This window comes from Candidatus Bathyanammoxibius amoris (genome assembly GCA_024451685.1).
In the GTDB taxonomy this organism is placed as follows: domain Bacteria; phylum Planctomycetota; class Brocadiia; order Brocadiales; family Bathyanammoxibiaceae; genus Bathyanammoxibius; species Bathyanammoxibius amoris.
Map to the genome: position 1 here is coordinate 31,044 of JAMXCW010000012.1, position 20,827 is coordinate 51,870.

The window sequence follows — 20,827 nt, forward strand, 5'->3', positions numbered from 1 at the left end:
TTTTTGATGGTGCGTGGGGGGGACGAACTTACAAAGCGTTCCCCCTGCGTTAGCTAGCTTGGGTTTTAAAGAGATTCTGAAAACCTATGAACTGAGTGTGAGAAAGGAAGGAAACTACCATGAAAAAGGTAGAAGCCATAATCAGGGTCGGTAAGCTGAACGCCGTGAAAGCTGCCTTGGAAGAAATCAAGCATCCTGGACTTACGGTAACCGAGGTAAGAGGCCATGGTATTCAGAAAGGTATAACCGAGACATGGCGTGGTAAGTCCATTAAGATAGACCTCCTCGACAAGGTAAAGATTGAGGTCGTGACTCCAGACAAGGACGTAAACAAGATAGTCAACGCCATCGTCGAGGACGGCAAGACGGGTAATATTGGGGATGGAAAGATATTTATCAGCACCATAGATGAAGTCGTTCGCATCCGCACGGGAGAGAAGGGCGAAAAGGCCGTCTAGGCCATGGCGCTACAACCCCAATAAACGTAGACTTAAAAAAGGAGGTGGTCAGCTCATCGTAGCTGCACCTCCTTTTGTTTGCCTCAGCCCATGGGTTTCTAGTTGCACAGGACTTTTTTTAATCAGAAGGGTTCTTACCCCTCCTCCACAACCATTTCTTCTGTGACCTCTTCCTTTGGAGCCTCTTCCTCCGCCACCCCTTCCCCCTCCAACGGGGTAACGCCGAACTTCTGCACCATCTGTTCTATCTCGAGCAGGTCAACCCTATGCTTCTCTTAGATCTCATGTACCTTAGATTCTCCGTAAGTATCCTGCTACGCCGACTCCTTCAGGCCCGGTTATCGGCTCCGGCTTCGCCGGTCATCACCCCCGTATGCGATAAAGGATATGCCCGGCTAACATTAAATCAAGAAGTTTCTGCCGTAACACCGCGCTCACTCCTTTTTAACGGCCTCCCATATCGAGTCCATCTCCTCCAGCGAACACTGTTCGATATCCTTCCCCCTGGCCGCAAGCACGGCCTCTATTCTCTCAAACCGCCGCATAAATTTCTTCACGGTCTTGTGCAGGGCCTCCTCAGGGTTTATCTTTAGAAACCTTGACAGATTGGCGGCGGCAAACAGCAGGTCTCCAATCTCTTCCTCTACCTCCTCATACCTGCCCTGAACCATAGCCGTCTTTACCTCCTCCAGCTCCTCCTCAACCTTCGATACAACGTCCTCCACCTTCTCCCAATCGAAACCCACCCTTGACGCCTTCTTCTGTATCTTTTGGGCCTTCTGAAGGGCCGGCAGGTGTTTTGGCAGACTCCCGAGGACCGACTTGTTGCCCTTCTTCTCCTCCTCCTTCTTCTTTATCTTATTCCATATCTTAATTACCTCTTCCGCCGTGGCAAGGCGTGCGTCCGCAAAAACGTGTGGGTGTCTCGACGTCATCTTCTCCAGGCATGTCTTCATGACATCGTCTATATCAAACTCATTATTCTCACTGGCTATCTGCGAGTGAAAGAATATCTGAAAAAGCAGGTCCCCCAACTCTTCCTTCAGTTTCTCGGTATCCCGGGAGTCTACCGCATCTATTACCTCGTAGACCTCTTCCACCAGATAGGCCTTAAGGGAATCATGCGTCTGCTCCCTGTCCCACGGGCAGCCCCCCTCTCCCCTGAGCCTGCTCATCAACGCCACGAGTTCTTGGAAATTCCCACGTGAGTTCAAACCACCGTCTCCTCTCGAAGACCTTGGAAACCCTTTACGGCCCGGATAAATTCCTTGATAAGCCTTCTGTCCTTCTTGCCGGGCCTAACCTCCACGCCTGACGATACATCCACCCCAAAGGGCCTGGCCATCTCTATAGCGTCTCTTACATTTTCCGGGTTCATCCCACCCGCCAGGATTATGGGCCCGGCGTCCAGCTCCCCCGCCCTTCGGGCAATGGTCCACATCGACGGAACCGCCCTGCCGGTGCCGCCCGGCTTCCCTTTCTTGTACGTATCCAGCAAAAAAGCGTCTGCCTTATAACGGCTTAGCTGGTTGAGTCCCCTTTTGCCTCCGGCAACCCTCAGTGCCTTTACTACGCGATAGTCCCTTCTCAGATTCTCCAGGTCCGCAGGTGGTTCGTTGCCATGGAGTTGGACGGTATCAAGGCCGCAGTACCCCGCGACCTGTCTCACCGCCTGCGGGTCTTCATCAACAAAGACACCTACGAGGTTAACGAAAGGCCCTAACAACCTCACTATCTTTCTCGCCCTTTCAGGGGTTATCCTGCGAACACTCGGCGCAAATACAAAACCCAGGGCGTCAGCACCTAACTCCACGGCGTTTCTGGCGTCCCTCAGGTTGGTTATACCACATATTTTGACCCTCACCATTTCATTAATGCCTGAAATGCCTTCGTCCGGTAAAGACCATTGAAAGTCCGTTTTCCCGGGCCGCGGCGATTACTTCATCGTCCTTTGTCGAGCCGCCCGGCTGGATAATGGCTACAACCCCTGCCCTTGCTGCCGCATCCACCCCGTCTCTAAACGGGAAGAAGGCATCGGAAGCCAGCACACTGCCCTTCGCCCTGTCAGACGCCTTTTTTACGGCAATCTCAACCGAATCCACCCTGCTCATCTGTCCCGCACCCACACCTATGACCCCCCCGTCCTTGACCAGCACGATGGCATTTGACTTTACGTGCCTGGCCACTATCCATGCAAATTTCAGGTCGTTCAGCACCTCCTCCGAAGGCTTCTCAGCAGTGACGCATTTGATGCCCTTAACGTCTTCTGCGGCGGCGTCCTTCGTCTGTACCAGCATGCCCCCGCCTACTCTCTTCATATCCATCGAAGTGTCTTCAGACCGCTTGGTGTCAAGTTCGCCTGAGCGGAGTATCCTCAGGTTTGCTCCCCACTTACGCGCAGTCTTGAGCACCTCTAAGGCGTCAGGATCAAAATCGGGTGCGACCACGGCCTCAACAAAGTGGCCGGGTGCGGTAATCCCTTCGGCGGTTTGAACGTCTACACGGCGATTAAGGGCTATAATGGAACCAAAGGCCGACACGGGGTCCCCGCTGTAGGCCTTGCTGAAGGCATCGGAAAGCGTCCCGGCAATCCCCGCGCCACACGGGTTTGTATGTTTTATTACCGCGACTCCAGGTCCCTCAAACTCCTTTACAAGTTCAAGGGCCGCGTCCAGATCGAGTATATTGTTAAACGAGAGCTCTTTCCCCCATAACTGCTCAAGATGCGAAACGCAGGTTTCCCCTACACCTTCCGCCTCTACATAAAACGCGGCGTCCTGGTGCGGGTTCTCACCGTACCTGAGCTCCTGTTTCTTGAGGAACTCCAGTGAGAGTTTTTGAGGGAAACGGCCCTGTACGTCTCCCGCTAGGAAGCGGGAGATTGCACTATCGTAATGAGCAGTAAGCTTAAATGCCTGAATGGCAAGCTCAAGGGTCTTTGACCCGGATATAGCGCCGTTGTTCTCCCGCATCTCTTCCAGTATAGAGCCATACTGGTCAGGGTCAACGACGACGGCGACGTGTTTGTGGTTTTTTGCAGCCGAGCGTATCATCGAAGGGCCACCGATGTCTATATTCTCTATGGCCTCCTCAAACGTAACGCCCTCCCTGGCAACGGTCTTTTCAAACGGATACAGGTTTACAACGACCATGTCGATGGGAAGGATGCCATGCTCTTTCATCTGCTGGACATGAGCGGTGTTTTCCCGTAGTGCAAGCAGCCCCCCGTGCACCTTCGGATGCAGCGTCTTAACCCGGCCGTCCATCATCTCAGGAAATCCGGTATACTCAGAGACCTCTATAACCTTTAGTCCGTTTTCTCTGAGGAGCTTCGCAGTTCCTCCGGAAGACATAATCTCCACGCCAAGCCCCGCCAGGCCTTTTGCAAACTCTACGACACCCTTCTTGTCGTAAACACTTACCAGGGCCCTCTGCATTTTAGGCATAGACGCTGCTTCTTGATTCGGCCAGTACAAGACTACGACAGCCCCCAGCACCAACCCGTCGTCCCGCCCGGCCGGATGTTAGAAAACACTATCCTCAAATCACATCCAGGAATGACGTAATACTAACAGAACACAAGAGTTATGTCAAATGCAATAAAAGCATACCTGGGAAAATGTCCTTGCCATACCCGGGACTTTCTGTTAGACTCCCGGCACTTTTTTCCTGTGTTAATCAATTTATTTGTTATAGTACGGTCCATGGTCTCCTCATTCCAGTACAGCAACGTTAGTTGTTCCTGCCATGTACCTCACACCCGAACGAGCGAGGCGAAAGGAGACGCAGCGTATAGTGGGTGAAAAGTATCTATATTTTTTCGGAGACGGGAAGGCGGAAGGGCGCGCCGATATGCGTGCTTACCTGGGCGGCAAGGGTGCGAACCTTGCCGAGATGAGTAACCTCGGGCTGCCCGTTCCTCCCGGCTTCACCATAAGCACAAACGTCTGCAAGGCCTACTATGAGAAAAACCGGAAATACCCGGCCGGGCTTTCCACACAGCTTAAAGAGAATTTGTTCCGGTTGGAAGAGACCATGCAGGCAGGGCTGGGTGACACCACCAACCCGCTCCTAGTATCGGTGCGCAGCGGTGCGGCGGCCTCCATGCCCGGTATGATGGACACCGTACTGAACCTCGGATTAAACCAGAACACCCTCCAGGCCCTTATAAATAAAACCGGTAACGAACGCTTCGCCTGGGACGCCTACCGGCGGCTCATATCCATGTTCGGGGACGTAGTTATGGGTCTAGACCGGGACAGGTTTGAACATGAAGTGGAAAATATCAAGAAGAAGGCGCACATAAAGAACGACACGGAGCTAACCGTCAAACACCTTCAAGCTCTGGTAAAAAGATTTAAGGAAATATACAAAAAGGCCACGGGCGAAAACTTTGTCGACGACCCGAAGGTGCAACTTCAGAAGGCAATTGACGCTGTGTTTGATTCATGGAACAACCCACGGGCAATCAAGTACAGAAAACTCTACAACATCCAAGGCCTCCTGGGCACTGCCGTAAACGTTCAGGCCATGGTATTCGGCAATATGGGCGACCATTCCGCAACCGGTGTCTGCTTCACCAGAAATCCCTCAACCGGTGAGAACATCCTGTACGGTGAGTTCCTCTTTAACGCCCAGGGAGAGGACGTCGTGGCAGGCATACGGACACCAGAACCTATCATCAATCTGCGAAAAGAGATGCCCCGTATCTACAAGCAGATACTACAGTATAAAAACCTCCTGGAGAAACGTTACCGGGACATGCAGGACATGGAGTTCACCATCCAAGAAGGCAAGCTCTACATGCTCCAGACGCGTAACGGAAAACGCACCGCCAAGGCGGCACTGAAGATTGCCGCTGATATGGTGAAAGAGGGTTTTATAGACAAGAAGGCGGCCGTCTTGAGGATAGAACCCCAGCAGTTAGACCAGCTGCTCCACCCCGTATTTGACCCAAAAGCGAACAGGGTGGTAATAACCACGGGGCTTCCCGCCTCGCCCGGTGCGGCCACGGGCAAAGTGGTCTTCAGCTCTGAAGAGGCCGAGAAACTGGCCGCGCGAAATGAAAAGGTCATCCTGGTCAGAAAAGAGACCTCTCCGGAAGACGTCGCCGGGATGCACGCCGCACAGGGCATACTTACAAGCCGTGGAGGTATGACGTCCCACGCCGCCGTAGTCGCCAGGGGTATGGGCAGGTGCTGCGTGGTAGGCGCGGGGGACGTGAACGTCGACTACAACTTGCAGCAGTTCACCGTAAACAGCAAGGTGATAAGGCGCGGCGACCACATCTCTCTGGACGGCACCGTCGGCGAGGTGATGCAGGGGCGGGTACCCACGATAGAGCCAAAACTCACTGCTGATTTCTCCAAGCTCATGAAATGGGCGGACGAATTCAGAAAATTAGATATAAGGACCAATGCCGACACCCCTGAAGATGCCACCAAGGCCAGGACGTTTGGCGCCCAGGGAATCGGACTATGCCGTACAGAGCACATGTTCTTCGGTGAACACAGAATTAACTACGTAAGACAGATGATTATGCTCGCCCCGGAGGTAAAAAACCTTAAGGCAAGGATTGGGCCAATTGAGCAGGAACTTCAAAAAGCGCCGAAAGAAGAGAAGGCCAAACTGAAGGCGGAAATCGCCGAGCTGAAGAAAGCCCTGAAACGTCCTAACGCATTATTCACACAGGCTTTACGGAAGCTACTCCCCATGCAGAGAGGCGACTTCGAGAAGATGTTCAGGGCCATGAAGGGCCTGCCGGTAACCATCCGCCTGCTCGACCCGCCGCTCCACGAATTCCTGCCCCACGGCGAAGACCACTACAAGGAAATGGCCAGGAAGTTCGGCATGACACTTGGGGAGGTCATTAAGACCGTTACACGGCTGCAAGAAGTTAACCCGATGCTCGGCCACCGCGGCTGCAGGCTGGGAATCACCTATACAGACATATACGACATGCAGGTAACGGCCATAATTGAGGCCGCCTGCAACGTAAAAAAGAAAGGCCTCACGGTGTACCCGGAGATAATGGTCCCGCTTGTGGGTATGGCCGCAGAGTTCAACCTGCTAAAGGATAACATAAACAAACAGGCCCGGGCCGTAATGAAAAAGAAAGGCGTCAAGGTCAAATTCGCCGTGGGCACCATGATAGAACTGCCAAGGGCGGCCCTGATGGCCGATAAGCTGGCCGAACAGGCCGAGTTTTTTTCCTTCGGCACAAACGACCTGACGCAGATGACCTTCGGTTTAAGCCGCGACGACGTCGCCAACTTCCTGCCCGATTATATAGAACAGGGTATTCTAAAGAAAGACCCGTTCCAGTCCCTTGACCAGGACGGCGTGGGCCAGCTCATTGAGATAGGGGTCAAGAAGGGAAGGTCCACCCGGCCTAATTTGAAGATAGGTATCTGCGGTGAACACGGCGGCGACCCCGACTCCATCGAATTTTGCCACCGGATAGGCATGAACTACGTGAGCTGCTCTCCATACCGGGTACCTATCGCCCGCCTCACCGCCGCCCGTGCCAACATTCACGGCGCAGAAACGTCCTCCACGGTGTAGTCAGACCCAACCACAAAGCCCTTCATGATTGTCATTCTGAGGTAGTGAAACAGCCGAACAGTGTAGCGTCGGAGCTGTACCAGAGGACAGGTCTTCCCTCGGTGCGACTTTCTCCGACGTTAAACGTGGCAGTCGTGCCTGAGGCTGAAAGTCCACTGGTTTGTTTGGAGGGCGGATCTACGACTTGACCCTACCCAGTGTTGTAGCGGTCGAGCTTGCTCGACTTTTGGCAGAGCAAGCTCTGCCACTACAAAAAACCTTTTTGAGGGTTCCGCAGGGTTTTAACCCTGCGGAAAATAATGAACCTTACTTACTTTTACCCAGCAATCTTTTGCGCAGGAGGCGGCGTTTGATGTGGGCTATGGACCGGGGCGGGTCAAGCTCCTTGGGGCAGCACTGGCAGGCAAAGACGTTGTGGCACCTCCACGCGCCATACGGGCCGTCTGCCTGCTCTATTCTCAGATTATGGATGCCGTCACGGGTGTCCCTCACGTAGCGGTCTATCTTAAGTAACGCCGCGGGACCTATATACTCCTTACTTGTAAGGGTAATCGGGCATGCCGAGTAGCAGCTGGCGCACTGGATGCAGTCTATAACCATATCCAGTTCCTTCCTGTCCTCCTGGCTCTGGATTCGTTCCTTTTCGGGCGGGGGTGAGCCGGGGACTAGATACGGCCTTACCAGCTCATGCTTCTCCCAGAACTGGTCCATATTCACACAAAGGTCTTTCTCTACCTCCAGGTGGGCAAGGGGCCTGATGGTGATTTCTTGTGTCTTTAGCGATGCGACCTGCGTGTTACAGGCAAGCCTGTGCTTACCGTTTATATGCATGGCGCAGGAACCGCATACGCCGGCCCTGCACGATGACCTGAAGGCCAGAGAACCGTCCAGGTTCTCCAGTATGTAATTAAGCCCGTCGAGCACGGTCAATCCCTTCCCGTTATCAGGCAGGGGCACGCGGTAGGCCTGAAGGTGAGGTTCACTGCCTGAATCAGGGTCGTAGCGTAAGACGTTGAAGGTTATGTCCGCCACCTAGTATTTCCTCTCTTCCAATTCAAACGGGCCGGGTCTGACTTTGCTGTACTTGAGCTTGGCGCCGTCCCTGGAATAATATGCCCTGGTATGCTTGTGCCACTTCTCATCGTCACGCCTGGGGAAATCGGTGCGGGAGTGTGACCCCCGGCTCTCTTTCCTTGCAAGTGCCCCCGCCGCCACGGCCTCGGCCACGTCAAGACTGCCCTCAAGCTCAAGGGCCGACTGCAGCGACAGGTTCCACCTCCTGCCAGCCGTGTGGCGCAGCGAAACGTTCCTGAAGCGCTCCCTGAGTCCTTTTATGACAGCAAGTGCGTCGGTAAGCGCCGGCTTCTCGCGAAATACGCCCACCTTCCCGGCCATGACCTCTGCCATCTCCTTCTTCAAGACGGCGACGTCCTCGCCGTCCTCTCTTGCCAGTAGCTGCTCGATCTTCCCTTCGGTTTTCTTTAGCGCCACTTCGTGTATCTTGCCGGGCTTAGTACCTGCCAGCTTCTTACCCTGAACATACCTGGCGGCATTATCGCCGGCGATCTTGCCGAAAACCAGCGTCTCAAGCAGTGAATTGCCCCCAAGCCGGTTGGCCCCGTGGACGCTGACGCAAGACACCTCACCCGCCGCGTAGAGGCCGCCCACGATTGTCTCACATTCCGTATTACACTCAATCCCGCCCATAGTATAGTGATGCCCCGGCTGGACGGGGATAAGGTCCGTAATAGGGTCTATGCCGCCAAATTCCATACATATCGTCCGGATGCCGTGAAGCCTGGACATTATCTTCTCCCGGCCCAGATGACGGAGGTCCAGGTGTACATAGCCGCCGTCTCCTTTAAATCCCCTGCCCTCCTGCATCTCCCGGGTAATGTTCCTGGACACTATGTCGCGCGGCGCCACCTCCATGGCCTTCTCGGAATCCGGGTAATTGGCCAAAAATCTCTCGCCTTTATTGTTTAACAGGAACCCGCCTTCCCCTCTCGCACCTTCGGTTATCAGTATATTCTTACCCACCAGGGTGGTTGGATGGAACTGTTCGAATTCCATGTCCTTCAGCGGTACACCCGCCCAGTAGGGGACCGCCATGCCTATTCCCGTGTTGATAAGCGCGTTTGTCGTATTGCCATAAATCCTTCCAGAGCCACCAGTTGCAAATATGACAGCACCCGCGGCGAAGGCCTCAAGCCTGCCGCTGCTAAGTTCCATCGCCACTACCCCCTTGCACTCGTCATCCTCCCTCACAAGCGCCAGCACCAGCCACTCAGGATAAAGAACCAGCTCCTTCCGCTCGGCGGCCTGCTTGAACCTGATCACCTGTTCATAGATGGTGTGCAGAAGCGCTTGGCCCGTGGTATCGGCGGCGTAGCATGTCCTGGGAAATCCGGCCCCGCCGAAGGGCCTCTGTGCTATCTTCCCATCGTCCGTACGGCTAAACGGGCATCCCCAGTGCTCAATCTCGTACACGCGCGAGGCGGCGTCACCTGTCATCCGGAGGACCGCGTCCTGGTCGGCAAGGAAGTCACTCCCCCTGACCGTGTCATACGCGTGTTTCTCCCAGCCGTCGTGCCCGCCCCTCGGATGATTGCCGAGCGAGGCGTTAATGCCGCCCTGCGCGGCTACGGAGTGTGACCGCAGCGGGTGTACCTTGGAGAGTATACCCGCCTTAAGGTTCATCTCATTGGCCGCAACGGCTGCCCTCAGCCCCGCAAGCCCGCCTCCAACTATCAATATGTCATGATAAGGCACAAAAACCCCCTTAAAAGAATATCCCTAAGCTGTACACCGCTACCACGGCAAGGATACCCGCCGACAACAGTAGAAGTCTTCCCTGCACCGCAGTGAGGTCAAACAGTTCTATCAGGGTCAACCTCAGCCCGTTTACCAGATGAAGGATAACCGCGAGAAGGAGCGAGTATTCCATAAAATGCCCCACCGGGTTATCGAACTTGCTTACGGCCGCGTTAAACGCCTCCGGTCCCTGGAACGCGGCCCCAAGAGTCCATATGTGTATAAACAAGAAGAGCACCAGCGCAACACCCGTAATCCTGTGCAGGGTGAAGGTGACCACCTCGACACCAAGGTTCAACCTGATTTCGTTTATTATCTGACGGATAGTTTCCATCCTCAGTTCGTTTCCCCTAATAAGGAGCAAAACACACTAGCACGTCAAGACCCGTAACAAACGCATAACAGCCTATAATATAAAGTGTTACCTTAAATATCATTTTCGTGGAGGAAGAGGTATTGAAATCAAGGAAGACCGCCCAAGCCCCGTTGAGCCCGTGATAAAGGAGTGTCGCCAGGAGCGCGATATAGAATGTCATCCAGCATGGAGAGCTAAGACGTGCAGCTACCTGGTCGTAAACCGGGGGACCGGTTCCATTATGGAGCATACAAAAATGGACAATAACCCCCGCACTGAGGAATAGGCCACTTATTCGCTGTAAGAGCCAAGGCCAGAGACTTGAGCCACCGGTCATTTCCTGCTCCTATGCTATGAGCCTGTCAACCTCTGCACACTCGGCCGTCACGCCCTGGGCCGACTTGTGTAATAAACTGCTCTCTTCCGCCGTAAGTTTCAGCTCGATAATACCTTCCACACCCTTTGAACCAAGCTTTGCGGGGACACCGATAAACACGTCTTTCAGCCCATACTCACCCTGACAGAGCACGGTGGAGGGGAGTATCTTCTTCTTGTCATTCAGTATCGCCATTACCATCTCTGTTATGGCGGCGGACGGCGCATAGAACGCGCTACCCGTCTTGAGAAAATTCACTATCTCCGCACCACCCCTGACCGTCCGCTCTACCAACGCGTCAACTCTTTCTTTAGGCAGGAGTTCATTGACAGGCACACCGGCCACAGTCGTATATCTGGCCAGGGGTAAGGGGTCACTGTGTCCGCCCACGATTGTCGCCTGTACGTTTTCAACTGAAACGCCAAGTTCCATGGCCACAAACGTGGCAAATCTGGCCGTGTCAAGCACGCCCGCCATCCCTATTACCCTTTCTTTTGGCAGTCCACTCACCCTGTAAGCGGTGTGCACTATTGCGTCGAGGGGATTGGTTACCAAGAGGAGTATTGTGTCCGGGGACCTCTTTACCAGCTCTTCAACAACGGACTTTACCACCTTTACGTTATTCTCAAGGAGGTCAGACCTGCTCATGCCGGGCCTTCTGGCCTTGCCTGCGGTAATGACGCATATGTCCGAACCCTCTGTCTCATCGTAGCCGTTCGTGCCTGTAACGTTGGCGTTAAACCCGCATATCGGCCCGGACTCAAGGATGTCCAGGGATTTACCCTGAGGCACACCCTCTACTAAATCAACCAGTACTATGTCACCGGCCTCCTTCTCGGCAAGTCTCTGGGCAGCGGTCCCGCCCACGTTTCCCGCCCCGACTATGGTTATCTTTCTTCTCATCGCCGGTTAACCGCTCTTTTGGGCCTGGTAGTTAAGTAATCCGCCCGCAAGCACTATCTGCGCCTCCCTTTCACTAAACCCGTGTTCCACCTTTATCTCTCTATTATCCCTGGTAGCGTTTATAACGGTAATCGGCCTGTTGCCCTCTTTAAGTACCGCCCTTAGATTCTCAAGCCTGAGCCGGTCTCCTTTATCTACAGAATCGTATCCTGATTCGTCGGTAAAGACAAGCGGCAGAATACCGGTATTAATGAGATTATTCCTGTGTATCCTCGCGAAGGATTTTGCAAGGACGGCCTTTATGCCCAGATGCATGGGTGCAAGGGCCGCGTGCTCCCTGCTAGACCCCTGGCCATAATTACTACCGCCAACTATAAACCCGCCCTTCTTTTCCTCGGCCCTTGCGGCAAACTCCTTGTCCAGGTGCATGAACGTGAATCTTGAGATGGCAGGTATGTTCGAACGAAACCTGAGCACCTTGTTCCCGGCAGGCAGGATATGGTCGGTACTTATATTATCCGGCAGTTTCAATAGCACCTCACCCTCGAGTGAATCGGGAAGCGGCTCCTTCTTAGGAAGCGCCTTTATGTTCGGTCCCCTTATTACCTCAACCTCTGACGGGTCCTTTGCGGGCGGTACTATGAATGAATCGTCCACCGGTATCTTGCCGAGCTTATGAATCTTTACGGGTTTCCCCAGTTCTCTCGGGTCTGTTATAACCCCCGTGAGTGCCGTAGCGGCGCACGTCTCAACGCTTGAGAGATATACCTCGGCATCCAGGGAGCCACAGCGGCCCGGGAAATTCCTGTTAAAGCTCCTTACCGATACACAGCCGGAAGGAGGCACCTGTCCCATGCCGATACAAGGTCCGCACGCAGGTTCCAGAATCCTCGCCCCTGCTTCGATCAGGTCTTCCAGCGCACCGTTCCTGCCAATGAGTTCCAGCACCTGCCGCGAGCCGGGGCTTATCGTCAGGCTTACCTCAGGCGGCACCTTCCTCCCCTTCAGGATGGCAGCAACCATCATAAGTTCACTATAAGACGAGTTTGTACAGCTTCCTATGCAGACCTGACGCACCTTTGTACCGGAAACCTCTTTTACGCGGCAGACGTTGTCCGGGCTGCTCGGTCTTGCTATCAAGGGTTCAAGCTCACTGAGGTCCAGCACAATCTCTTTGTCATACCCGGCATCGTCATCGGGGCCTATCTCTACCCAATCCTTTTCCCTCCTCTGATGGCTCAAACACGCTCGGGTAATTTTATCACTGGGGAAAACCGAGGTCGTCGCGCCCAGCTCCGCTCCCATGTTAGTGATGGTAGAACGCTCGGGCGCCTCAAAACACTTTATCCCGGGTCCGCCGTACTCAAAAATCCTTCCGGTCCCACCTTTAACGGTAAGCATCTGCAGGAGTTTCAGTATCACGTCTTTTGCCGCCACCCAGGGGCCCGGCTTGCCGACAAGCCTCACCAGTACCACCTCAGGCATGGTCATAAAAAACGGCGCGCCGGCCATAGCCATCGCAACGTCGAGACCTCCCGCGCCTATCGCAATCATCCCGAGACCGCCGCACGTGGGGGTATGGCTGTCGGAACCTAGCATAAGCTGCCCCGGTACGGCGAAGCGCTCACGGTGTACCTGGTGACAGATGCCGTTTCCGGGCCTGGAATAGTATAGACCATATTTGGCCGCTACAGTCTGGAGGTACAGGTGGTCGTCGGCATTCTCCACGCTCGTCTGCAGCGTGTTGTGGTCCACGTAGCTGATGGACACCGCGGTGCGGACCCGCGGTACGCCCATGGCCTCAAACTGCAGGTAGGCCATGGTACCCGTAGCATCCTGGGTCAGGGTCTGATCTACCGATACCCCTATCTCAGTACCGGCCTTCAGCTCACCGGAGACAAGGTGGGCCTTCAGTATCTTTTCAACCAGGTTCATGCCCATGACGTAGCCTCTGACCGAATAAAAAATCCCACCTGAAGAAGGTGGGATTTTTTTAGAATTACCTCCACTCTAAACCTCTCTGGCTTAGTTATAAACGCTTTACCACAGGTCTCTTACAGCGGCTCTGGCGCTACAGAGGCCTTCTCAAAATTATGGCTCTTGTGAGTACCATGACACTCCTGGCACGCCGGCGCGCGCCCCCTCCTGACGGCCCACTTGGCGATAAACTGGCCATGCAAGGAGTTTGCGGACATATCAAGCGCGGAATGGTCCGGGAATGCGCCTCCGGTGTGGCACTTCTCACAGGCTCCGGCCTTCGACGCCTGCTCTTTGGAGAACACGTGCCCCATGTGACACGAACCGCAGTCCTCGCCGGTCTCGTCCCACGGGCGCACCATGCCGAAGCGGTGACAGTCTTTGCACAGGTACATGCTCAGCAGCTTGGTACTGAGCTCTTCCCCGCCCAAAACGGCGACCACCCTGCCCTGTATGTGCTTCGTGCCTTTAAACTCATTGTATGCCTTCTCATGACACTGTGCACAAGTGGCGCCCGTAACGTGTCCCGACCTCTCCTTGATTACGCTGTGGTCGTTTCCGTGGCACCCGTCACAGGTCACACCTTTTTCGGCGTGCCGGCCATTCGTCCACTCCTTTACGACCTCGGGTGTGGTGTTCTTATGGCAGCCCAGGCACTCAACGTCCTTATACGTACCAATCGGTTCTATCTTGGCCTTGGGGTGAGATTTCTTCATCTCGGTGTACGCCTTGAACAGGTCTCCCGGCATGTGCGGGTGTACCAGGCCTGCATGACACTCTACGCAGAGAATCTGTTTGAGTACGCCTTCGCCTATCTTGCGCGTGCTCTTCAATACGGTGGGTACGTGTGTCTTGTCTTTCGTATACTCCTCGGAATGGCACCTTACGCAGTTACTGTTTATTATCGGTATACTATCTTCGGCAACCTCTATAATCCTGCCGTCGGAGAAGGTTCCTTTCAGGTGTTCAATGGTGTCGTGTGTACCGTCACTAAGCTTTGCATGAAGGAAACCCGCCAGTCCGGCCCCCACGTGACACTCATGGCAGTTGTGCACGTGTTCGTTGTGGTGTTTTGATTCCATAAAGGAGGTGTAATGTATGTCCATCTCATGGCATAACTTGCCGCAGAAGGCAACCGTCTCGGAGTAGTGGTACATCTTCAGGTTGCCTATCATGAATACTGCGAGGAAGATGACAAGGCCGATTCCTACTGTCTTCTTATTTTCCTTTACCCAGTTTACCGCCTTGGTTCTCAAACACCCGCATTCGTCGTCATCATGATCATGACCATGATGGTGGCTGTGACCATGATGGTGTTCCGTATCTTCTTCTGCCATGAGACCCCTCCTGTTTCCCGGTACATATCTATGTTAAACGTTTTGAGTGCAGGATTTTACCACAACCGTACCGCCTGTTCAAGTGTTTTTAGCAGGTTGATTTTTCGTGCCGTTATGGTAACATTAAGATTTTGAACCCGTGACAGTAGAGACGGGCGTATGGTTTTTCTAAGCAGCTGGAGGTCAAAGGAATGAGGCTTTTTTTGTGCTTGCTATTTATCGTAACTATTTGCATGTCAACGTCTTTAGCCTGGTCTGACACGGAGACGTCGAACATAAAAAGATGTCCGCAATGTGGCCAGATATACCAGAAAGACATACAGTTTTGTGGAAAAGACGGTACGGAACTGGAGGTTGTGGAAGGTGAGCTTGTATGCCCCAGATGCAAACAGAAGGGGGCGCCCGACGAGACGTTCTGCCGTAATGACGGTGAACGACTTGAGCCTGTTACAGCAGAGAAACAACAAGAAGCCCCGCGGGAGCTCGGCACGGAAGAGCTTAAGGAACTGCTCAAGGGGCGCATCGAGAGGGCCGACCGGCTGAGGGAAGAGGCGTATTACGAGGACGCACTGGCCGAGTACCTAAAGGTATTGGAATTAGCGCCTTCAGACCCGTCTCTGCACTACAAGCTGGGAGGCATATACTGGCAGCTGGGGGACAAAAAGACGGCCCTGAAGCATCTGGACAAGTCTCTCAAGCTGATACCCTACGAGAATACTGCGGCAAGGGAGCGGATAGAACGCTACGTGGACACTCTGGAGGCGGCTGAGATCGGCCTGAAGCCCAGAGAAAAGGAGGAAAGACGAAGAGAGAAGGAAGGCCGGAGGGCCGAGTTAATGGCCAAGGGCCTGGAAGAAAACAGGGCCAAATGGAGCGAGATGGCCATTATTCCGGCAGGCAGCTTTGTGATGGGAAGCAAATCCAGGGAAGAGATGAGCCAGAACGCGCGTCTGGAGGAGACACCCCAGAGAGAGGTATATCTGGACGCCTTCTACATTGACAAGTATGAGCTTACCAACGCCGAGTACTGGGAGTTCTTGCAGTACATTCGCGACACTGGCGACCATAGCAAGTGCTATCAAGACGAACCGAAGAACAAAAACCACACGCCAGAAAAGTGGTATGAAGACAGGTACTTCGACCACCCTGACTTTCCCGTAGTGAGGGTGGACTGGTATGACGCCTACGCCTACGCCGCGTGGGCAGGGAAGCGCCTGCCCAGCGAGGCGGAATGGGAAAAGGCGGCAAGGGGCACCGACGGCAGGCGGTTTCCCTGGGGAGACGTCTTCAGCGCCTCAAGGGTCAACTGGGGGGCAACGGGCCCTCTAACTGTCGGCAGCTACACCGAAGGCGACAGCGTCTTCGGTTGTCACGATGTGGCAGGCGGCGTAATCGAGTGGTGCAACGATTGGTTCGACCGTTACTACTACAAGAGGGGTCCGGCATCCAACCCTAAAGGGCCGGAAAAATCTACCGGTGTGAGGTCTATGCGGGGAGGCTCCATGTTCGCGAATTCAGCGTATTTACTCAGATGTCCCAAAAGGTCCTTTGGCAGACCGGACGAGAGGAACAAGGCGGTCGGGTTCCGCACGGCTGCGGACACAGAGTAGAACACTCCCAAATCACCTGTAAATATTAACGAAAGCGTGGCATCCCCGGTCCACCCCTTATTATCTCACGTATTCATTTGGGTCGGGGAGCAGTTCCCTTTCCTCAATGACCTTACGCCCAACCCCCGTAGCGTCCTTCATTGAAGCCTTTACCTTTTCGTACTGTACACGGAAGCTTTCGGCCTCCGCCCTCATATCCCACTCTTCGTATATCTTGGCCACGTTATAATAGGCGTCGGCATACAGCCGGTTCAACCGTATGGTCTTTTGATACTCCTTCATGGCTTCTTCCAGGTCGCCTTTCATGTAGAGGAGGGTGGCCAGGTTAAAACGGGCATGGTCGTGGTCCGGGTCGAGTTCCACTGCCTCTCTTGTCTTCTCAAGAGCCTCGACCATCATCCCCTTCTTGGCATATATCACGCCTACCAGATAATGCCCCTCTGCAAGCTTCGGATCGGACTCCAGGGCCTTGTTAAACTGCTCCAGCGACTTGTCAAACATCGCCTGCGCATAGTATAGAAGCCCAAGATTGATCCGGCCCTGAGGATAGTCGGGATTTATTCTCAAGGCCCTTTCGTATGCCGTTATCGCCTCCTCATATCTTTCCTGTTCCTGAAATGCAAGGGCGCGGTTAAAGTGGGCCTTGTCATAATCCGGTTTGAGCTCTATACACCGTTCATAGTAGGGGGCCGCCTTTTCCGGAAGATGCAGATCCTGGTACAACACACCCAGGTTATAGTACGCGCTCGCATTGTACGGGTCCAATTCGAGCACCTTATTATACTCTTCCCTTGCCGGGTCAATATTGTTCCTACGGTGGAAAAACATTCCAAGCTCCAGGTGGGCCTTCGGGTCGTTAGGGTCCCGTTCTATGGCGTTGGTCCATATCTCATATTTGTCCTTGGGCGCACCAATTTCTTTGAATGTATCGGCAAGTTGCTTGTAGGCATCTGTGTATTTCGGGTTTATGGAGACAACCTCCTTGAACGACTCGGTGGCCTCCTCCAGAAGACCCTTTTGTACGTAGGCCCTGCCCAGATGGTAATAGGCATCGGCATAATAACGATTCAAGGCAATGGCCTCTTTGTAAAGGCCGATGGCCTCATCTGATCTGCCCTTTTCCGCCAGAGCTATCCCAAGATAGACCTTTGCCTCTACGTTGTTCGGGTCGGAATTAACGGCCTCTCTCATGGCCGCGATGAAGTCGTCGGGTTGTGAGGGCTTTATCTTTACGGCCTCCTTAAACTCAGCGATAACCCCACCCGTATCCCTCTTCTGGCTGTACGCCAGTCCCAGTGAGGTATGCGCCTCCGGGTGTTTCGGGGAAATTTCCAGCGCCTTCTTATATTCTGCAATGGCCTGGTCAACAAGACCTTTTTCCTGATAAATAAGACCAAGATAATAGTGGGCGCCCGCGTACTGCGGTTTTATCGAGAGTGTCTTCTTGTACTGCTCGGCAGCCTCATCATTTTTGCCCATTTTGGCCAGTGACTTCCCAAACCACAGCCGTGCCTCCGCATCATCAGGAAATGCGTCCAGCACAGACCTGAGTTCTTTGGTACTCTCATTCACCATACCCTTGTCCGCATATATGAAGCCAAGTGTCCTGCGGGGCTCTATCAAACCGGGTTTTATTTTTAGCGATTTCTCGCAGTTGTCTATAGCCTCGTCAAGGTCGCCGTTCCTGTAATTGGCAAGACCCATAGCCATATACACCTCGGCGTACTGCGGGTCCTTCTTAATGGCCCTTTTGCATTGCACTATCGCCTGCTCGTATTTCCCCTGCATATTAAGTATTACCGCCAGCTTGTAATAGGCCTCCACCATGGCGGGGTTCGCCCTGACCACCTGGCGGTATTCATATTCCGCCTTCTTCATGTCTCCCAGCTCAAAATACGCGTCTGCGCACTTTAAATGGGCCTTGACGTAGCTTGGATAGAATTTCAGCGCCAGCTTATACTCTTCAACGGCCTCCTTGTACTGCCCCTTGTCCGCATAGATGAGTCCGAGCTCCAAAAAGGCCTCCGGGTCAAACGGATTCTTTTCCAGCCACTCCTTGTACTCGCTTATGGCCCTGTCATACTCGCCCTTCTTATAAAAATCTCTTGCAAGGTCTTTGTGCAGCGCCTGGCCCTCTTCCGCAACAACGACGCCCACTGACATTTGACCCGTCACCAGGAACATACTCAAAGCAAGCGTAAGCAGTATTCTCATCATCTTAAAACCCCGTTCTATAAAAAAAGAGCTGCACAGAGGAAATAAGTGTCTGTGCAGCTCTTGATTAACTAACAAAACATCTCATACAAACCTGACAAAAGCTACCTGATAACATCGAAACGGCACGAATACCAACGCTACTTCTCGTGTTTCTTCTCGTGTTCGTGTCCGCCCTCATGATGGACTGAGTGCCTTCCAGCCTTCATACCCAGTGCCTTGAGCGTTCTCTCGATGTACTCCACCTCTGCTGCCGGCGCGTGGTGCGTATCCAGCCAGCCCGGATCGGGACAGAGGTCAAAGATAGTCTTGCCGGGATATTCCCTGACAATCTTCCAGCCTGTGAGCTGGTCTAACCACTCACCGTGTCTCCAGAAGTCTTCTGGGACCCAGGTGATGCCGACCTTCTTCTCAAGGGCCGCAAGTCTTCTGGCCCTGGATGCCTGGGTCTTAACGTCCACCAGCCAGCGGTCCATACCAAACGAACCGTCGCAGTATGTGGCGTCGTTCCAGCTGCCGTGGGCCATACCCTTGAAGATGTAGGTCTGCCAGTAGCCAACGCTCTCGAAGCACAGACGCTCGACGTTAGAGCAGTTGGACATCCTGAACTCACCGGACTGACCCGTGTCACCACCGAACTCGTTGCCGTGATAAGCACCGATCTTAAGACTCCAGATGTGCTGACCGGCCCAGTCTGGCGCAAGGTCCTTAGGCATGGGGTCGAGTACGCCGTCCCTGTAGAGATCTTCTGCAACCTTGAAGGTCTCACGATACTTAAGAGAGGCGTCCTTCACGGCCTCATCCATCGCCTGAAGGATTTCTCTTGCAAACCTTGGTGAATGACAGTCGTCACAGACAGATACCCATGTATCCCTCTTTTCCTTCCAGAGGGGAGCACCGCGGTCACACATGGACATACCCATACTTGTGTAGACCGTGGACAACTTCTGTACGTTGTGGTGGCCGCCACGCATGTGACAGTAGGCACATGTGGGGCCGGTGTAGGTCGCCTCAGACAGCTTCTGGTCCCAGTCAAAGAGCGTCGGGTCCCATTTGCCGGTCTGATAAACTACACCATGAATGGAAATATCATAAGCTTCCCAGTCGCGGTGGTCTTTACCCCAATGGCAGGTCTTGCACTGCTCAGACTTCCTTGCCGTCCTGGGGTCGAACCTATGCCTCGCGTGACAGGTTGAGCACCTCTCCTCTGCACTAGTGTGGCAAAACACGCAACCGGCGGTGTCTCCCGGAGGTCTCTCGATGGACCATGCACACTCTACCTGAGCGAAGCTCGCGCAGGAACCGTGAGAACCAATACCACCTTCCATCTGCTGGGTGTACTGCGTGCCATGACAGTCCTCTGTACCACAGGTCTTTGAGCTGGGCATATGCAGTTTCTGGTGGTCAGAGTTGTGACAGGTAGGACATCCTACCGGCGCAGGCTCTACTGTAGCGTGCCTGCTCAACTTCCAATCCCTTACGATACCGGGGGTCAAAACCTCGTGACATCCCACACACTGCTCGTTGCGGAACACGCCCTTTATAGGGTTCTCTGGGCGGAGGTCGTCCCTGTTGTACATACCATCGGGGATGTAGTAGCGATAGGCAGGTAATGTCCTGTAGAATTTACTGTACTTACCGGGCCAAGGCGGCCCGCCTTTTGGCGCGCCCATGTACTTCGCGGCAAGACCCGAGAAGAATATCTTACCGGAGTTATCCGGCTCTCCCGGCATACCGTAGACCTCATGGGGCACCCAGTGGGTAATAATCTCTACTGCGTACGCGTCGTTATCAGACCCACTGAAGGAACCTACGAAACACATCCCGACTACTAGGGCCAGGATTAACAGGGCCTTTGTACAAAGCCCTTGTCCTTTAGATAGGATATTCATCAATTTTTTGTATCCTCCTCCTTTCCCCAAAAGCCTCACACCTCCTTTCGATACACTACTTATATGACAAATCTTATATGGATTTTTGCGGCAGATAAGAGGGCATATTATAGATACGTTATCGTAAATGTCAAATAAAAAACCTTTCGGGACCTTCTCCAGTAAAGAAAAATCTGCTGCCCGGCTCTGCTTCCAGCCCCAAAGACCCTGCCGGAAAGCAGACCGGAGCAGATAAAAGAGACGATGCTTCGCCCTCAGACATATAATACGCCACTTCCACAGCACTTACAAAAACCAGGAAACATTAAACGTTTTTAGCCTGATAAA

General features: G+C 53.7%; 14 protein-coding genes. 3 read left to right on the forward strand and 11 right to left on the reverse strand.

What is annotated here, in order from left to right; translation table 11 throughout:
- Positions 1–119 precede the first annotated feature (119 nt).
- Positions 120–458, forward strand: a complete 339-nt coding sequence (locus NOU37_07535) for a P-II family nitrogen regulator (protein ID MCQ4575079.1) — start codon at positions 120–122, stop codon at positions 456–458.
- Positions 459–892: 434 nt separating this feature from the next.
- Here NOU37_07535 and mazG read toward each other — a convergent pair whose 3' ends face one another.
- The 3 genes from mazG to purH are packed head-to-tail and all read right to left on the reverse strand — an operon-like array spanning position 893 to position 3,904.
- On the reverse strand, positions 893–1,672 hold the full coding sequence (gene mazG / locus NOU37_07540) for a nucleoside triphosphate pyrophosphohydrolase (protein ID MCQ4575080.1): 780 nt from the start codon (positions 1,670–1,672) through the stop codon (positions 893–895).
- Positions 1,669–2,325: a phosphoribosylanthranilate isomerase gene (locus tag NOU37_07545; GenBank protein ID MCQ4575081.1), complete on the reverse strand. Its 657-nt coding sequence runs from the start codon at positions 2,323–2,325 to the stop codon at positions 1,669–1,671. Before NOU37_07545 ends, mazG begins: the two co-directional genes overlap by 4 nt.
- A gap of 4 nt (positions 2,326–2,329) precedes the next feature.
- Positions 2,330–3,904: a bifunctional phosphoribosylaminoimidazolecarboxamide formyltransferase/IMP cyclohydrolase gene (purH, locus tag NOU37_07550; GenBank protein ID MCQ4575082.1), complete on the reverse strand. Its 1,575-nt coding sequence runs from the start codon at positions 3,902–3,904 to the stop codon at positions 2,330–2,332.
- Positions 3,905–4,253: 349 nt separating this feature from the next.
- Between purH and ppdK the strand changes: the two genes are divergently transcribed.
- On the forward strand, positions 4,254–7,022 hold the full coding sequence (gene ppdK, locus NOU37_07555; protein MCQ4575083.1) for a pyruvate, phosphate dikinase: 2,769 nt from the start codon (positions 4,254–4,256) through the stop codon (positions 7,020–7,022).
- Between the two features lie 306 nt (positions 7,023–7,328).
- Here the strand turns inward: ppdK and NOU37_07560 are convergent, their stop codons facing one another.
- The 6 genes from NOU37_07560 to NOU37_07585 all read right to left on the reverse strand — a co-directional run bounded on the left by NOU37_07560 (position 7,329) and on the right by NOU37_07585 (position 14,784).
- Positions 7,329–8,054, reverse strand: coding sequence for a succinate dehydrogenase iron-sulfur subunit (locus tag NOU37_07560; GenBank protein ID MCQ4575084.1), 726 nt, complete (start codon positions 8,052–8,054; stop codon positions 7,329–7,331).
- Positions 8,055–9,794: an FAD-binding protein gene (locus NOU37_07565; GenBank protein MCQ4575085.1), complete on the reverse strand. Its 1,740-nt coding sequence runs from the start codon at positions 9,792–9,794 to the stop codon at positions 8,055–8,057.
- A gap of 10 nt (positions 9,795–9,804) precedes the next feature.
- Positions 9,805–10,170: a succinate dehydrogenase, cytochrome b556 subunit gene (gene sdhC / locus NOU37_07570; GenBank protein MCQ4575086.1), complete on the reverse strand. Its 366-nt coding sequence runs from the start codon at positions 10,168–10,170 to the stop codon at positions 9,805–9,807.
- 367 nt (positions 10,171–10,537) lie between these two features.
- Complete coding sequence (gene mdh, locus NOU37_07575; protein MCQ4575087.1) at positions 10,538–11,470, reverse strand: malate dehydrogenase; 933 nt, start codon at positions 11,468–11,470, stop codon at positions 10,538–10,540.
- 6 nt (positions 11,471–11,476) lie between these two features.
- The gene (locus NOU37_07580) at positions 11,477–13,405 is read right to left on the reverse strand and encodes an aconitate hydratase (GenBank protein ID MCQ4575088.1); all 1,929 of its coding nucleotides are present in this window, start codon (positions 13,403–13,405) and stop codon (positions 11,477–11,479) included.
- Between the two features lie 119 nt (positions 13,406–13,524).
- Positions 13,525–14,784 (reverse strand): cytochrome c3 family protein, encoded by a 1,260-nt coding sequence (locus tag NOU37_07585; GenBank protein MCQ4575089.1) that lies wholly within the window; start codon positions 14,782–14,784, stop codon positions 13,525–13,527.
- A gap of 191 nt (positions 14,785–14,975) precedes the next feature.
- Here NOU37_07585 and NOU37_07590 point away from each other — a divergent pair, with 191 nt between their 5' ends.
- Complete coding sequence (locus NOU37_07590; protein ID MCQ4575090.1) at positions 14,976–16,394, forward strand: SUMF1/EgtB/PvdO family nonheme iron enzyme; 1,419 nt, start codon at positions 14,976–14,978, stop codon at positions 16,392–16,394.
- A 60-nt stretch (positions 16,395–16,454) separates the two neighbouring features.
- Here the strand turns inward: NOU37_07590 and NOU37_07595 are convergent, their stop codons facing one another.
- The gene (locus tag NOU37_07595; protein MCQ4575091.1) at positions 16,455–18,611 is read right to left on the reverse strand and encodes a tetratricopeptide repeat protein; all 2,157 of its coding nucleotides are present in this window, start codon (positions 18,609–18,611) and stop codon (positions 16,455–16,457) included.
- A gap of 137 nt (positions 18,612–18,748) precedes the next feature.
- On the reverse strand, positions 18,749–20,431 hold the full coding sequence (locus tag NOU37_07600; protein MCQ4575092.1) for a hydrazine oxidoreductase HzoA: 1,683 nt from the start codon (positions 20,429–20,431) through the stop codon (positions 18,749–18,751).
- Positions 20,432–20,827: the final 396 nt, after the last annotated feature.

What these genes read in the sequence shown, in the direction of transcription:
- NOU37_07535 (MCQ4575079.1), top strand. Translation starts at nt 120, where the DNA reads ATGAAAAAGGTAGAAGCCATAATCAGGGTCGGTAAGCTGAACGCCGTG.
- NOU37_07545 (MCQ4575081.1), bottom strand. Translation starts at nt 2,325, where the DNA reads ATGGTGAGGGTCAAAATATGTGGTATAACCAACCTGAGGGACGCCAGA.
- purH (MCQ4575082.1), bottom strand. Translation starts at nt 3,904, where the DNA reads ATGCCTAAAATGCAGAGGGCCCTGGTAAGTGTTTACGACAAGAAGGGT.
- sdhC (MCQ4575086.1), bottom strand. Translation starts at nt 10,170, where the DNA reads ATGGAAACTATCCGTCAGATAATAAACGAAATCAGGTTGAACCTTGGT.
- mdh (MCQ4575087.1), bottom strand. Translation starts at nt 11,470, where the DNA reads ATGAGAAGAAAGATAACCATAGTCGGGGCGGGAAACGTGGGCGGGACC.
- NOU37_07580 (MCQ4575088.1), bottom strand. Translation starts at nt 13,405, where the DNA reads ATGAACCTGGTTGAAAAGATACTGAAGGCCCACCTTGTCTCCGGTGAG.
- NOU37_07585 (MCQ4575089.1), bottom strand. Translation starts at nt 14,784, where the DNA reads ATGGCAGAAGAAGATACGGAACACCATCATGGTCACAGCCACCATCAT.
- NOU37_07590 (MCQ4575090.1), top strand. Translation starts at nt 14,976, where the DNA reads ATGAGGCTTTTTTTGTGCTTGCTATTTATCGTAACTATTTGCATGTCA.
- NOU37_07595 (MCQ4575091.1), bottom strand. Translation starts at nt 18,611, where the DNA reads ATGATGAGAATACTGCTTACGCTTGCTTTGAGTATGTTCCTGGTGACG.
- NOU37_07600 (MCQ4575092.1), bottom strand. Translation starts at nt 20,431, where the DNA reads ATGTGTTTCGTAGGTTCCTTCAGTGGGTCTGATAACGACGCGTACGCA.